This window comes from Alkalihalobacterium chitinilyticum (assembly GCF_029028005.1).
Lineage (GTDB): Bacteria > Bacillota > Bacilli > Bacillales > Bacillaceae_F > Alkalihalobacterium > Alkalihalobacterium chitinilyticum.
Genome location: NZ_JAOTPO010000006.1, coordinates 244,202 through 256,782, shown reverse-complemented (window position 1 = coordinate 256,782; position 12,581 = coordinate 244,202). Strand labels below are relative to the sequence as shown.

12 protein-coding genes, 1 tRNA gene, 1 rRNA gene, 1 pseudogene and 1 riboswitch are annotated in these 12,581 nt (G+C 37.4%); of the genes and pseudogenes, 1 reads left to right on the top strand and 14 read right to left on the bottom strand.

Annotated features, from left to right (window positions below):
• The 3 genes from N7Z68_RS11320 to comGA form a co-directional block, all read right to left on the bottom strand.
• Positions 1-312, bottom strand: a 16S ribosomal RNA gene (locus N7Z68_RS11320); the annotation flags it as partial.
• Positions 313-701: 389 nt separating this feature from the next.
• Positions 702-1,739: a competence type IV pilus assembly protein ComGB gene (gene comGB / locus N7Z68_RS11315; protein ID WP_275118581.1), complete on the bottom strand. Its 1,038-nt coding sequence runs from the start codon at positions 1,737-1,739 to the stop codon at positions 702-704.
• Positions 1,726-2,799, bottom strand: coding sequence for a competence type IV pilus ATPase ComGA (comGA, locus tag N7Z68_RS11310; protein ID WP_275118580.1), 1,074 nt, complete (start codon positions 2,797-2,799; stop codon positions 1,726-1,728). The genes comGB and comGA overlap by 14 nt, the downstream gene beginning before the upstream one ends.
• Positions 2,800-2,934: 135 nt before the next feature.
• Here comGA and N7Z68_RS11305 point away from each other — a divergent pair.
• Positions 2,935-3,009 (top strand) — tRNA-Gln (locus tag N7Z68_RS11305).
• Between the two features lie 55 nt (positions 3,010-3,064).
• Here N7Z68_RS11305 and N7Z68_RS11300 read toward each other — a convergent pair.
• From N7Z68_RS11300 to N7Z68_RS11250, 11 genes and pseudogenes are all read right to left on the bottom strand, one after another.
• Positions 3,065-3,397: an MTH1187 family thiamine-binding protein gene (locus N7Z68_RS11300; RefSeq protein ID WP_275118591.1), complete on the bottom strand. Its 333-nt coding sequence runs from the start codon at positions 3,395-3,397 to the stop codon at positions 3,065-3,067.
• 75 nt (positions 3,398-3,472) lie between these two features.
• Positions 3,473-4,150: pseudogene (locus N7Z68_RS11295) on the bottom strand (DUF1385 domain-containing protein); the annotation flags it as partial.
• A gap of 16 nt (positions 4,151-4,166) precedes the next feature.
• Positions 4,167-4,757, bottom strand: coding sequence for a hypothetical protein (locus tag N7Z68_RS11290; RefSeq protein WP_275118579.1), 591 nt, complete (start codon positions 4,755-4,757; stop codon positions 4,167-4,169).
• Between the two features lie 130 nt (positions 4,758-4,887).
• A complete protein-coding gene (thiD, locus tag N7Z68_RS11285) occupies positions 4,888-5,685 on the bottom strand; it encodes a bifunctional hydroxymethylpyrimidine kinase/phosphomethylpyrimidine kinase (RefSeq protein ID WP_275118578.1) in 798 nt (265 codons plus the stop codon).
• Positions 5,686-5,720: 35 nt separating this feature from the next.
• Positions 5,721-6,830, bottom strand: coding sequence for a glycine oxidase ThiO (gene thiO / locus N7Z68_RS11280; protein WP_275118577.1), 1,110 nt, complete (start codon positions 6,828-6,830; stop codon positions 5,721-5,723).
• 15 nt (positions 6,831-6,845) lie between these two features.
• On the bottom strand, positions 6,846-7,631 hold the full coding sequence (locus N7Z68_RS11275) for a thiazole synthase (protein ID WP_275118576.1): 786 nt from the start codon (positions 7,629-7,631) through the stop codon (positions 6,846-6,848).
• Positions 7,632-7,635: 4 nt separating this feature from the next.
• Positions 7,636-7,833 carry a sulfur carrier protein ThiS gene (gene thiS, locus N7Z68_RS11270; protein WP_275118575.1) on the bottom strand — a complete coding sequence of 66 codons (198 nt, stop codon included), beginning with the start codon at positions 7,831-7,833 and terminating at the stop codon, positions 7,636-7,638.
• Positions 7,833-8,465 (bottom strand): thiamine phosphate synthase, encoded by a 633-nt coding sequence (gene thiE / locus N7Z68_RS11265; protein WP_275118574.1) that lies wholly within the window; start codon positions 8,463-8,465, stop codon positions 7,833-7,835. The genes thiS and thiE overlap by 1 nt, the downstream gene beginning before the upstream one ends.
• A 155-nt stretch (positions 8,466-8,620) precedes the next feature.
• A riboswitch (TPP riboswitch) is annotated at positions 8,621-8,724 on the bottom strand.
• A gap of 66 nt (positions 8,725-8,790) precedes the next feature.
• The gene (locus N7Z68_RS11260; protein ID WP_275118573.1) at positions 8,791-9,912 is read right to left on the bottom strand and encodes a YqgU-like beta propeller domain-containing protein; all 1,122 of its coding nucleotides are present in this window, start codon (positions 9,910-9,912) and stop codon (positions 8,791-8,793) included.
• 148 nt (positions 9,913-10,060) lie between these two features.
• Positions 10,061-11,476, bottom strand: coding sequence for an aspartate ammonia-lyase (gene aspA / locus N7Z68_RS11255; RefSeq protein ID WP_275118572.1), 1,416 nt, complete (start codon positions 11,474-11,476; stop codon positions 10,061-10,063).
• Between the two features lie 139 nt (positions 11,477-11,615).
• The gene (locus tag N7Z68_RS11250; protein WP_275118571.1) at positions 11,616-12,578 is read right to left on the bottom strand and encodes an ROK family glucokinase; all 963 of its coding nucleotides are present in this window, start codon (positions 12,576-12,578) and stop codon (positions 11,616-11,618) included.
• Between the last annotated feature and the right edge of the window lie 3 nt (positions 12,579-12,581).

The window sequence follows — 12,581 nt, the reverse complement described above, 5'->3', positions numbered from 1 at the left end:
TCACCCTCTCAGGTCGGCTACGCATCGTCGCCTTGGTGAGCCGTTACCTCACCAACTAGCTAATGCGCCGCGGGCCCATCCTGTAGTGTTAGTATCCCAACTTTTACAATGACACCATGTGGTGTCATTGATTATCCGGTATTAGCTCCGGTTTCCCGAAGTTATCCCAGTCTACAGGGCAGGTTGCCCACGTGTTACTCACCCGTCCGCCGCTAACCTCTTAAGAGCAAGCTCTTAAGAGGTCCGCTCGACTTGCATGTATTAGGCACGCCGCCAGCGTTCGTCCTGAGCCAGGATCAAACTCTCCATAAAAGTGTTTGATATAGCTCATTGTCACAAACGTGACGTTTTTAAAACATTGACGAGATATCATGTATCTCATTTATTTCGCTTGGCTTTTTGTTCAGTTTTCAAAGAACTTTTTTAGTTACCTCAACGGCAACTTTATTATCATAACAAACTCTCAAATAGTCGTCAAGGACTTTTTCGGTTTGTATTTCAGCGCCGTTATCAGCGACGAATAATAATATATCATTTTTAAAAAAACTATTCAAGGTTTTTTATAAAAAATCTTGAATAGTTTTTTCTCTTTATGAACCTAGACATTTATTCAGTATATAAAGGTTAGCACACTTACTTTAGAATAAGCAGTTAAAGTACATTGTAATGACAACAACATACTTTAACTGAATAACTAAAGCTTAACTTAATGAGTTAATTAATTGAAACATAGGAACGAGTATAGATAAAAACATTAGTAGGACAATGACACCAATTATGACAAACATACTCGGTTGTAAGACCATTACCACCTTTTTTGTCTTTTCTTCAATCGAAACAAATAAATGTTCACTATAATGAAGCAATTCAAGGTCTAACGCCCCTCGTTTTTGTCCATGTTCAATAACCATCGCTAATTCATCATTAAAAAACGGTCTTTGACTTAAAAGATCTGATAATCGTTCTCCTTCCTTTAATCGTTGAATTAACCATGCAGCCTCGTCTTGTAGGAATAGTATAATACTTTGTTCTTTAAAAATATTTAATGCTTGAGAAATAGATAAGCCTCCTTTAAGTAAACTGCTTAACTGAATACAGAAATAGTAAGTAAGCAACGCAGACACATACGAGGAAACAAACGGAACTTTAAGAATTAAAGTCATTTTTTTATAAGGAGTAAAGTGACGGAACTTCGTTATATAAAAAGTAAATCCAAATAAGGAAGCGACTAGTCCCCCTAATAACAAAAAGGGGATACTATCGATGATATGAAGAAATAAAACTGTTACAAATGGTAAATCTACAGACATTGTATCAAATAAGCTTTTAAAGTGAGGAAATAAATAAGTCACCATGACTGTCATAACAATGAACAATATCCAGATTAGAAATAAGGGGTACATTAGTAATTTTCCTATCTTCTCTTTGATTTGTTCTTGTTTTAAATAGAGCTTTCCTGCTTCGACTAAACCCGTTGGTAAGCCTCCAATCTGCTCGGAAAAGTAGATAAATGAACTTATGTCATTAGGTAACTTTATGCTTTCAAGTGCCTTGTATAAAGCTTGTCCTTCCTTTAATTCTTTCAGCACTTCTGAAAATTTTATTTTTATGGGCTCTTTTTGTGATAATTGAAGAAGTTCTAATCCTTCTGATAAGCTATAACCTTGTTGTAACAAATAACCCAATCGTTGGAGGATCTCCGCTTTTTTTATTCCACTTACATGCTTACCCCATCTCACTTATTTCACCATACCTCTCTAAAGAACGATGTGTTATAAATCCAAGCGCATACGCTTTAACTAATTGTTTTTGTAACGTTCTAAAGGAATTTGAAAAAGGTTGATTGTGAAAAATATTATATTTAGCAATAACCAAATTAGAGCCAAACAGCATTTCATAAACAGCTGTAATTTTGTGATCATTTATTTTATCACAGAAGCTCGAACAACTTTCTCCACATAATGGGCACTTTCGCTCAACTAACCTTTGTGTAACGACACCGGCGAGCGTTAGTTCAATGTCATGTTTCGGTATACCTAATTCTAATAATCGGTATATAGCACCAACCGTGTCATTAGTATGCATCGTTGAAAGAACTAGATGTCCTGTCATAGCAGAACGAACTGCTAACTGGGCCGTCACGTTGTCTCTGATCTCTCCGACCATAATAATATCAGGGTCGTGCCTAAGAATTGCTTTCAAACCTTCATCGTAGGTTATTCCAGCCTTGTCGTTTATCTCCATCTGTATTAACCCTTCTGTTCTTTTCTCGATTGGGTCCTCTAATGTGACTATATTTATTGGTTGGGATTGTTTTACTGCTAACATCATTGAATATAACGTAGTTGTTTTTCCTGAACCGGTTGGTCCTGTAATGATAATAAGTCCGCTTCTTTTTTTAATCAGTTGTTTTAAAGTTAAAGAGTCTTGTGGGAATAAAGGTAGTTGTTCAAGGGCTAAAGTTTCATCTTGGGGAAGGAGTCTTATGACTAAGCTTTCTTGAAAAGGCGTAGGAATTGTAGAAAGGCGCAGACTAATCGGTCTAGATTCAAATATAAATTCTAAGGAGCCATTTTGCGGTTTTCTTTTCTCTCCTATATCCATTGCAGCTGAAAACTTAAAATGACTGATGAGTTTTTCACAGACTTTAACTGAGACTTTTTCAAAGAACTGTAAACTTTGGTGAATTCTAAAATAGATATAGGCATCCATTCTGTTCGGCACTAAATGAATATCGCTTGCTTTTCTTCTTGCAGCTTCATTTAGAATATAGGTACTTTTATATTCGATTTCCTCCATATTTTCACCTCCTTACTTAATCCCATTAACTTCACATTACTATCGAATTGAAAAAGGTTAAAGTAAATTTTTTATAAAATAATTGTATATTTTATTTTCGTGCCGTACATAATAATTACTGTCAACCGGTCGCAATGGGCTATAGCCAAGCGGTAAGGCAACGGACTTTGACTCCGTCATGCGTAGGTTCGAATCCTGCTAGCCCAGCCATACATAAGAAAACACCTCTCAAATCAAAAGATTTGGAGGTGTTTTTCTCTTTTTCTTATTTCTCTTCTTCAGTACTGTTTTTCTCATTTAATCTGTTATTAACAGACGCTAATTTCCCTTCAAGTGATGATGCTTTGTCACGCCGATCATCAATCCGAATATTTGTAGCCACTCGTTGAACACCCGCTTCAAACGGAACTTCATGTATCGCCTGAATGACTTCAAAAAGTACAGGTAATTCTCCTTCAATAAGGGTACTCATTGGTGTTAGTTGGTATTTAATTTTATCACCATACTTCTCGAGAACTCTGTGTATATCAGCGACGTAATGACTTACACTCGGTGAATCTGTACCAATTGGAATAATAGTTACATCTACTATAGCCACTTTTTTCTCCTCCTTCTTTACTACCCTTTTTTCCTTAATCAGTTCAGGAAATTCTTGCATTGCCAATTTTCGATAGGAACGGATTGCTGTCAGTAAATGGACTCGTTCAGGCTCAGTCGTAGTTACACGTTTTTGTAGAAAGTAAGATACAGCGATAATATATCTCCTTACAATTCGCATAAACCTTTTATTGAATGTTCGATTGATAAAAATAACAATAACAAGCGCACTATAGGAAGCCCACATAAGAGCCAGTGCTCCTGAAAAGAAAGGTATTAATAATAACCAAAGTAATCCTACCGAGCTAAAGTATATGACAACAGTATTCGTTGAACAGTATGGATTAGTTATAGCAGCTCTTCGAATTTGATATAGTCGTGACTGTTTTATTATCCCGCGCGCACTAAAAACTTTATGTTCTGCTCCATGATATTTTTTTAATGTTGTTGGAAACATAAAATGTGTACCAAACATATAATAAAACAAAAAGTAATACGGTAAGCCTCTCCACGTTATAACATCAAAAAAAGCAATTAATATTTTAGGTAAAAATATTAGCGCCATAAAAACAATGGTTAACAATTTAAACATCCAAGGCAAAGATGTAAAAACTTGTCTAGACATTAGAAATATAGTGGTAAGGTTAAGCGGCTTTACCCAATCTGATATCCTGCCCTTGTTGTTATAAGCACAAGCTACATATTCTTTTCCAATAAAAAAGATCCCATTTTGGTAGGACAAACCTTTAATCATGTTGTCCAATCCTTTCTCATTGTGTTGGAATAGTCGTAAAACGCTCGATAATCCAATGTTCAATATCAATATTTACATTTGAAAAACGAGCATGTTCAAATGAGAAACTCCCATGCTCCTCCCATGTATGGAGATAGCTAATAGAAACCTCGTTACCTGAATAGAGTGCACTACCTAATACAATCTCAAAGGAACCCTTATTCCCATAACCGATATGTTCTTGCACTTCATTTGGAAACTCAAAAATAATACCGTCATGTACGATCGTTCCTTCTGTTTCATAAATCACTTGTTCCCCATGTAATAATTCCAGTTTTGACCCGCTTATCAACTCAGGGTCAACCGAATGTTGTTCTTCATCAACAAATTTTACGCCAATATAATCATAACCTAGCACACCATCAACAGGCATTTCTTTCCAGTCCCAATAACCATTGATTGTATGTTTATCACCACTTGTACTAGCCTCTACAACAAGAGACATAACTGTATCTAATTCTTCATTTGTGAGTTGGTCTGACGTATTTAAATAATGGTAGCCTCCATAAAAAATAAATCCCATTAATAGAAGCGGTAATATGATAACAGCAGCATTTCCTCTAAACATAAACAACCACCTTAACATTAATATATACCTTGATATTGTCTCTAAGTTTTGATTATTTGTCCATCGTTTCCTAGGAAATTTTAAAGGCTGACCACGGATATCCTCCTAAAGATCAGCCAACAAGTAATTTTTATTTATTTAATCGAAAGGCCGCATGATTAGTCGGGCCAATTCCTTTTCCAATTGACAAAGAATGAGTAATTGCTGCGCTAATAAATTGCTTTGCTGTTTGCACAGCAACTGTAATTTCATCACCTCTGGCAAGCTGAGCCGCAATTGCCGCCGCAAACGTACAACCCGTTCCGTGAGTATTTTTCGTACTAACCCGTTCTGCTTCTAAAAGAGTAATATTTCTTCCATCATACAAGATATCCGTAGACTTCTCATCCCCTTGTAAATGCCCCCCTTTTAATACTACATACTTGGGTCCGAGTTCATGTAACTTCCTCGCAGTGATCTTCATTTCTTCTAACGTAGTCATTTCTTCCACACCTAATATTTTTGCCGCTTCAGGTAAGTTAGGTGTAATCACAGTTGCCAGCGGAAGCAGCTTCGTAACTAGTGCTTCAACTGCAGCATCTTGTAATAGTGACGCACCGCCTTTTGCAATCATTACAGGATCGACCACGAGATTGTTTACATGATAATGTTCTAGCCTTTGTGCAACAAGCTCAATAATTTCAGCCGAAAATAACATTCCTGTTTTAACTGCATCCGTACCAATATCAGATAAGACGGCATCAAGTTGTGCTTCAATAGCCTCCATAGATTGCGGAAACACTCCATGGACACCTAATGTGTTTTGAGCAGTTAACGCTGTAATAACGCTAGTACCAAACACTCCTAATTCTTGAAACGTCTTTAAATCGGCTTGTATGCCCGCTCCACCGCCACTGTCGGAGCCTGCAATTGTAAGTGCTTTGTTCATAACTTTTTCACCTTCCTAGAATGTTGACTCCCGCTTTAACTAAATCGTTCTGGAGAAAAAGATGTCAGCGGTACAATCTCCTGTTTTTTATCAAGAAGATCTGCAACGATATGAGCAGTTACAGGGCTTAATAATATACCATTACGATAATGTCCAGCTGCAAAAATAATCTCTGGTGTATTCGATAACGTACCAATTAATGGGTAACCATCTTGTGTAGCTGGTCTTAAACCAGCCCATGTATGAAACGGTACTTCTTCCTCAAGAAACGGCAACACATTTTTATTCCAATTCGTTAATCTGCGAATGCCTTTTTCAGTCACCGCCGTATTAAATCCTGCAATATCTTCTGACGCACCGTTAACAAGCGTACCATTAGCTTTAGGCACTAAATATCCCTGACTCGTATAGATAATATGTTTCACTTTTCCTACTGGGATATTGTAAGCACAAATTTGCCCTCTGATCGGATACACTGGGATGCTTAAATCCAATACGGTTTCTAATTCTTTGGCCCAGGCACCATTACTAACTACCAAGCGGTCACCCGAAAATGTTCGTCCATCTTTTGCAACCATCGTTATTTCAGACTGCCAACTATGCAATGTAACTTCTTCAAGGTAATCATAAATCTTTACACCTAATTTACGACAGCCTTCTTCTAAAGCTTTTACATAATCTGGTGCATATACATGACTCTCTTCAGGATAATACATCGCCGCAATCATATCTCTGGAAAGTTCTTTTTCTAACTTAAATAAATCCTCACCATACAGAATTTCTGCTTTAGCTCCAAACTGTCCTTGCCACTGCTGTCTTGTTTCAAGCGCTAAAAGATCTGCTTCATGATAGACACAATGTAAACTTCCTGAGTTCGTGTATTCAAAATTCATTCCCGAAACTTCTTTTACTTCTTTTTGCCATTTCGGATATAGTTTTAAACTCTCAAGACAAAGTCTAAAAAAATCATCAGGATCTTCGCCTATCTCAGAAAATGGGGCAAGCATTCCAGCTGCTGCTCCGGAAGCCTGTCCACCACAAGCTACTTTTTCTAAGACAACCACTTCATGTCCACGTCTCTGACATTCAAAAGCAGTTGCAAGTCCGATAATACCCCCGCCTAGTACAACAATCCGTTCTCCCATTTACATTCACTCTTTCTATTTCAAGATCAACGACTCGTAGGCACTGCTTGCTGTTGCATAGCGTTTTTGCGGAATTCGACCAGCTAAATAAGACATCCGCCCAGCTTCAATAGCATAGCGCATTGCAGTCGCCATCTTAACTGGATCCTTTGCTTTTGCAACAGGTGTATTCATTAGTACACCGTCAACACCAAGTTCCATCGCTTGAACAATGTCTTTCGCAGAGCCCAACCCAGCATCTACAATAATCGGTACATTGGCCTCTTCAACGATTAACGATATATTATAAGGGTTTAAAATTCCTAGCCCTGTTCCAATTGGTGCGCCACCAGGCATAACAGCCGCAGCACCTGCTTCCTCTAATCTTTTACATAATACAGGATCATCGGAAGTATAAGGCAGAACGACAAATCCTTCGTTAGCAAGAACTTCCGTTGCTTTTAAAGTTTCAATTGGATCAGGTAGTAATGTTTTCTCGTTGACACTAATTTCCACCTTAATCCAGTCACTTAGTCCGCTTGCTTTTGCTAAACGTGCAATTCGTATCGCCTCTTCAGCTGTTTTCGCTCCTGATGTATTAGGCAAGTACGTAAATGTTTGTCCTTCTAAATGTTGTAGTATTGCATCTTCATCAGGTGCTTCTAAATTAACCCGTCTGATCGCAAACGTGAGAACTTCTGAACCGGATGCTTTAATCGCCTCATTTTGTACAAAAGGATTAGGGTAACGTCCTGTTCCAATAAAAAATCGAGAAGATAACTCTTTTCCACCGATGATTAACTTGTCTTTGCTGTTGTTCATATGATCATCCTCCTCCTACAAAATGGACTAGTTCAATTTTCATTCCCGGCTCAACGACGGTAGCCTCCCAGTTGCTTCGATCGATGATTTCTCCATTCACTTCAGTAACCACTAAATTTTTTTCAAGCCCGTAATGTTTAACAATATCTGCTAGTGTACTTGCTTCTAACTCTACCGTTTCACCATTCACATGAAGTTCCATTATAATTTCACCTTTTGATTTATTTTTTCGATAAACTGTTGGCATACAGATTGAACATCTTCTGCTCCCACAATTTCACTAATTGCACAAATACGTGCAGCCCCTGCCTCTAACACTTGATCGACATTATGAAGCTTAATTCCACCAATGGCAACAAAAGGTATCGTAATTTCTTGAACCACTTGACGAATGTAATCCGTAGTAACCGGGTCCACTACATCTACTTTACTTTTTGTATGAAAAATCGGTCCTACTCCAATATAATCTGCTCCAGCTCGTTCAGCTTCACGAGCTTCTTCAATCGCATGAGTAGATAATCCAATTATCTTGTTCTCTCCAACGATTTTTCTTGCCTCTTCTATCGGTAAATCATCTTGCCCGATATGAATCCCATCAGCATCAACTGCGAGTGCTACATCAATATGGTCGTTTACAATAAAAGTAACCCCATATTTTTTTGTTAATTCTCGTAATTGCTTTGCTTTTTCAAAAACAACCTTTTTTGAATTGGTTTTATCACGTAATTGAATAATGTCTGATCCACCTAATATAGCTTGTTCCATAACCGTTACTAAATCGCGATTCGGGTGAAACTCTTCACCAGTAATCGTATAAAGTTTAAAATCTTTCATATCTTGATGTCTCCTTTCACTGTTTAAAGAATTATTACAATTAAAAGATCTACTATGCTTGAAACTAAACAAATTAAAAAGACTGCAGCAGTTATCAAAGCACACTAAAAATAAAACCGCAATCCAACGACGGATTACGGTTAGATATTGATGTCTAATCAATTCTTCGACTTTCCTACGCTGGGATTACCAGATCAGGTTCGAGGGTAAAAGGATATCCTTTTTCTCAGCCTAGTTACAGGCACCCCTAGTCACACTTATTAATTTTTCTCTTATTCATTATGACATAATTTTTATAGATTACAACTGAAAAGCACAGGTTCATTTACTCTATGAGTGAATGAACCGTTTTATTAGATAGATCAATCAACCATTCAAATTGATTCCCATACAACATCCATCTTCCATCTGGTGACAGTTTGATCGGAGCTTGCAAGTCCACATCAATTATTTTCTCCACAGTGCCAGTCTCAACGTTAAATTGAGTTAATTCAAATGGATCGTTGTAACCAAAAAAATCACCACTGTACATCGGGCTTAAATAATAAAAAAAGTGCTTATGATCATCATATTCGTGAAACGGTATCCACCATTGCTCTGAATACGTATTTAACGTCGGGATCTCAAGTTGCGCTATCAGATCTTGATTTTGGTAAAATTGATAAATGGATTGCTCAGCCTCTAACGACTCAACCGAAATGGCAACAAGAACATTTTCACCAAACGTAAAAAATGCGAGGACTTCCTCTAAGAGTTCTTCTGTTTTATTCGTTAACAAATTGTGTTTATATATTGGAGCGAAAAAACTTGGAGCAAGCGAAGACCATTCTAGAAATGCCACTTCATCTTTAGTAAGCCACTGAAAATAGGTGTGATCTAAATTTAGCTGTGCTAATTTTCCTTCACTAAGGTTTAATTGATACACATCAAATTCCCAGTCTGGGAGGAATGAAATGATAATGAGTTCCTCAGAATTGTAAGGACTCCAAAAAAGAGAATATTCTTCACCTATGTCAGTCAGTTTATAAACCATTTGTCCTTCTGAATTAATGAAATAAAGAGGAGAGCTTAAATCGTAAGTCGAAGTCTGGATCGCAAAGTATGAATGGTCATAGTTTGTTTCTACCGAGAAAATTGGTTCTTCCGTCTGAAAAAAATTACTAATTTCCCCTGTTTTCAAATTCACTTTGTTTATGTATGAAATGGCATTTTCATCTTTTAATAAGAGAACCGTATCGCTATCATACCATTCACTTATTTCAACAAAGCTGTACGGATTTACTTGAAGTGGTATTTGTAATTCTGTTTCCGTTAACAGATCTAATTTCTTTTCAATCAAATTTACATTTTTCAGGGTATGTTGAGTTATCCCTTCATCATTCGTATAACAGCCGACACTAAATATTATAAGGAAGGTTATTACGAAAAACAGAGATTTACTTTTCATTTGAACCTCCGTTTAAAACTTCATATTTCTTTTTTTTTACTGACAAAGAGTAATTTACATTATTACATGTTTCATAAAGATGCTCAATAAAATAAGAATTCGTCCATCAAATTGACATAAAAAGGGTGCAACTGCACCCTTTACTTATTTAATTATATAAAAACTTAGCACCTGCTATTCCTGGGTTAGTCATTTCTTTCGGATCTAAAATTTCATTTAGTTCTTCTTCAGAAAGAATCCCTCGCTCTATACAAATTTCTCTGACAGGACGATCCGTCTGGATGGCTTCTTTAGCAATTCTACTCGCTGTTTCGTAACCCACATGCGGGTTAATTGCGGTAATAATTCCTACACTTCTTTCGACCATATCTCTACACTTTTCAATATTGGCCGTAAGCCCTTCAATTGTATATTGCCTAAATACTTTTATTCCATTTTGCAATATAGATAACGATTGTAACAAATTAAAAACTAGAACCGGTTCCATCACGTTCAACTCTAACTGTCCTGCTTCAGAAGCAAGACTTATCGTGTGGTCATTTCCAATGACCTGAAAAGAGATTTGGTTAATTACTTCACACATTACTGGATTTACTTTTCCTGGCATAATCGATGAACCAGGTTGTCGTGCAGGTAAGTTAATTTCATTTAACCCTGTTCGAGGCCCTGAACTCATCAACCGTAAATCGTTTGCCATTTTGGATAAGTTTATCGCTAATATTTTTAATGCACTTGATAATTCCGTATAGGCATCCGTATTTTGAGTAGCATCCACTAAATCCTCCGCTGTCTCAAATGGTAATTTTGTAATGTCAGCTAAGTACTTGGCCACTTTTTGAATATATTCAGGCAATGCATTTAAACCTGTTCCGACTGCAGTTGCCCCCATATTTATTTGGTACAATTCACTTAATGAACCGCTCAATCGTCGAAGATCTCTCGTAATTACTCGCCTGTATGCGCCAAATTCTTGCCCTAACCTTATCGGTACAGCATCCTGAAGGTGTGTACGTCCCATTTTTATGACGTTATCAAATTCTTCTTCTTTCTCTGATAGAGCCTGAATTAAATCTTCTAATTGTTGTGTTAAACCTTTTGCCAAATTTAAACAAGAAATATGAATAGCGGTAGGAAATGCATCATTTGTGGACTGGGCCATATTCACATGAGTATTCGGGCTGACTTTTAAGTACTCCCCTTTTTTTCCCCCTAGGAACTCAATGGCACGATTGGCAATAACCTCATTTGCATTCATATTAAAAGATGTCCCGGCTCCTCCTTGAATAGCGTCAACGATAAAGTGATCATTCAGTTTTCCTTCAATAACTTCTTCTGCCGCCTCGACAATCGCATCTGCAATTTGCGGGTTTAAAGCACCTACATCTCGGTTTGCCATTGCCGCAGCTTTTTTTACATACCCGAATGCTCTAATTAACTCTTGATGTGGAGGATAACCGGTAATTGGAAAGTTTTCTTTTGCTCGCATCGTTTGTATTCCGTAATACGCATCCGCCGGTACTTCCTTCTCACCAATTAAATCACGTTCAACTCGGTATTTCTCCATGTAAACTTCCCCTTTTTTTACTAAATTAGATTTAGTTTTCTTTCTATAGTCCTTTTCAATGCACCTTTTTTCTTAATGGGTAATATTAATATATGTTATTGTTCATTTTAGCGTTAATGATGTTGATACTAACCTTTACCTAATTTTTAGTTTTAGCTAACCAAGCTCCACCGATAACACCTGCATCGTTTCCTAAAGTTGCGGTAACGATCGATACTCCTTCTACAACACGAGGTAATGCAAACTTTTGAAAAGCTTTTTCTAGTGGTTCCAGTAAGGTTGGTCCGGCCTTAGAAACCCCGCCGCCAATCACGATCTTTTCAGGGTTTAAAGCATTGGCTAAATTCGCAAGTGCAAAGCCCAAGTAATATGTAACTTTTTCGATAACTTTGATGGCACATTCATCTTGCTTATTAGCACAATCAAACACTAATTTAGCCGTCATGCGGCCTGCATTCTCAGATTCACTAGCTAAAAGGCTATTCGGATAATCAGTAATAAATTCTTTTGCAATTCGCGCGATTCCTGTTGCAGAACTTACAGTTTCCAGGCATCCTGTTTTCCCGCAATTACATTGGTATCCCCCTTCTGGAACTGCTGTAATATGACCGATTTCACCGGCCATACCATTAACCCCATGAAGGATATTACCATTAGCAACAATTCCACCGCCTACTCCAGTACCTAAAGTTACACACAATAAGTTTTTGGCACCATCACCCGCGCCGCGCCACATTTCACCAAGAGCAGCAATATTGGCATCATTATCAACAATTACCGGAAGCCCTGTATCCATTTCCAAGCGATCTTTTAAATGGAAATCTTTCCAACCGATATTAACCGCTTGGTAAATATACCCTGTTTCCATATTTATAAAGCCAGGTGCCCCCATACCAATTGAATGTAATTGGCTTTTCGTTTCTCCCAAGTGTTCTAATGATCCATCAATCCATTTCGCAATATCAGTTGTAATTTCACTGCCGCCATTCGAGGTATTGGTCGGCACTTCTCCTTGATAAACAATTTCACCATACGGGTCGATAAAAGCTAGTTTAATCGTTGTTCCTCCTAGATCTACACCCACATACCACTTTGTAGTCATGTC

What these genes read in the sequence shown, in the direction of transcription:
- N7Z68_RS11260 (WP_275118573.1), bottom strand. Translation starts at nt 9,912, where the DNA reads ATGAAAAGTAAATCTCTGTTTTTCGTAATAACCTTCCTTATAATATTT.
- thiE (WP_275118574.1), bottom strand. Translation starts at nt 8,465, where the DNA reads ATGAAAGATTTTAAACTTTATACGATTACTGGTGAAGAGTTTCACCCG.
- N7Z68_RS11275 (WP_275118576.1), bottom strand. Translation starts at nt 7,631, where the DNA reads ATGAACAACAGCAAAGACAAGTTAATCATCGGTGGAAAAGAGTTATCT.
- aspA (WP_275118572.1), bottom strand. Translation starts at nt 11,476, where the DNA reads ATGGAGAAATACCGAGTTGAACGTGATTTAATTGGTGAGAAGGAAGTA.
- N7Z68_RS11250 (WP_275118571.1), bottom strand. Translation starts at nt 12,578, where the DNA reads ATGACTACAAAGTGGTATGTGGGTGTAGATCTAGGAGGAACAACGATT.
- thiS (WP_275118575.1), bottom strand. Translation starts at nt 7,833, where the DNA reads ATGGAACTTCATGTGAATGGTGAAACGGTAGAGTTAGAAGCAAGTACA.
- thiD (WP_275118578.1), bottom strand. Translation starts at nt 5,685, where the DNA reads ATGAACAAAGCACTTACAATTGCAGGCTCCGACAGTGGCGGTGGAGCG.
- comGA (WP_275118580.1), bottom strand. Translation starts at nt 2,799, where the DNA reads ATGGAGGAAATCGAATATAAAAGTACCTATATTCTAAATGAAGCTGCA.
- N7Z68_RS11290 (WP_275118579.1), bottom strand. Translation starts at nt 4,757, where the DNA reads ATGTTTAGAGGAAATGCTGCTGTTATCATATTACCGCTTCTATTAATG.
- thiO (WP_275118577.1), bottom strand. Translation starts at nt 6,830, where the DNA reads ATGGGAGAACGGATTGTTGTACTAGGCGGGGGTATTATCGGACTTGCA.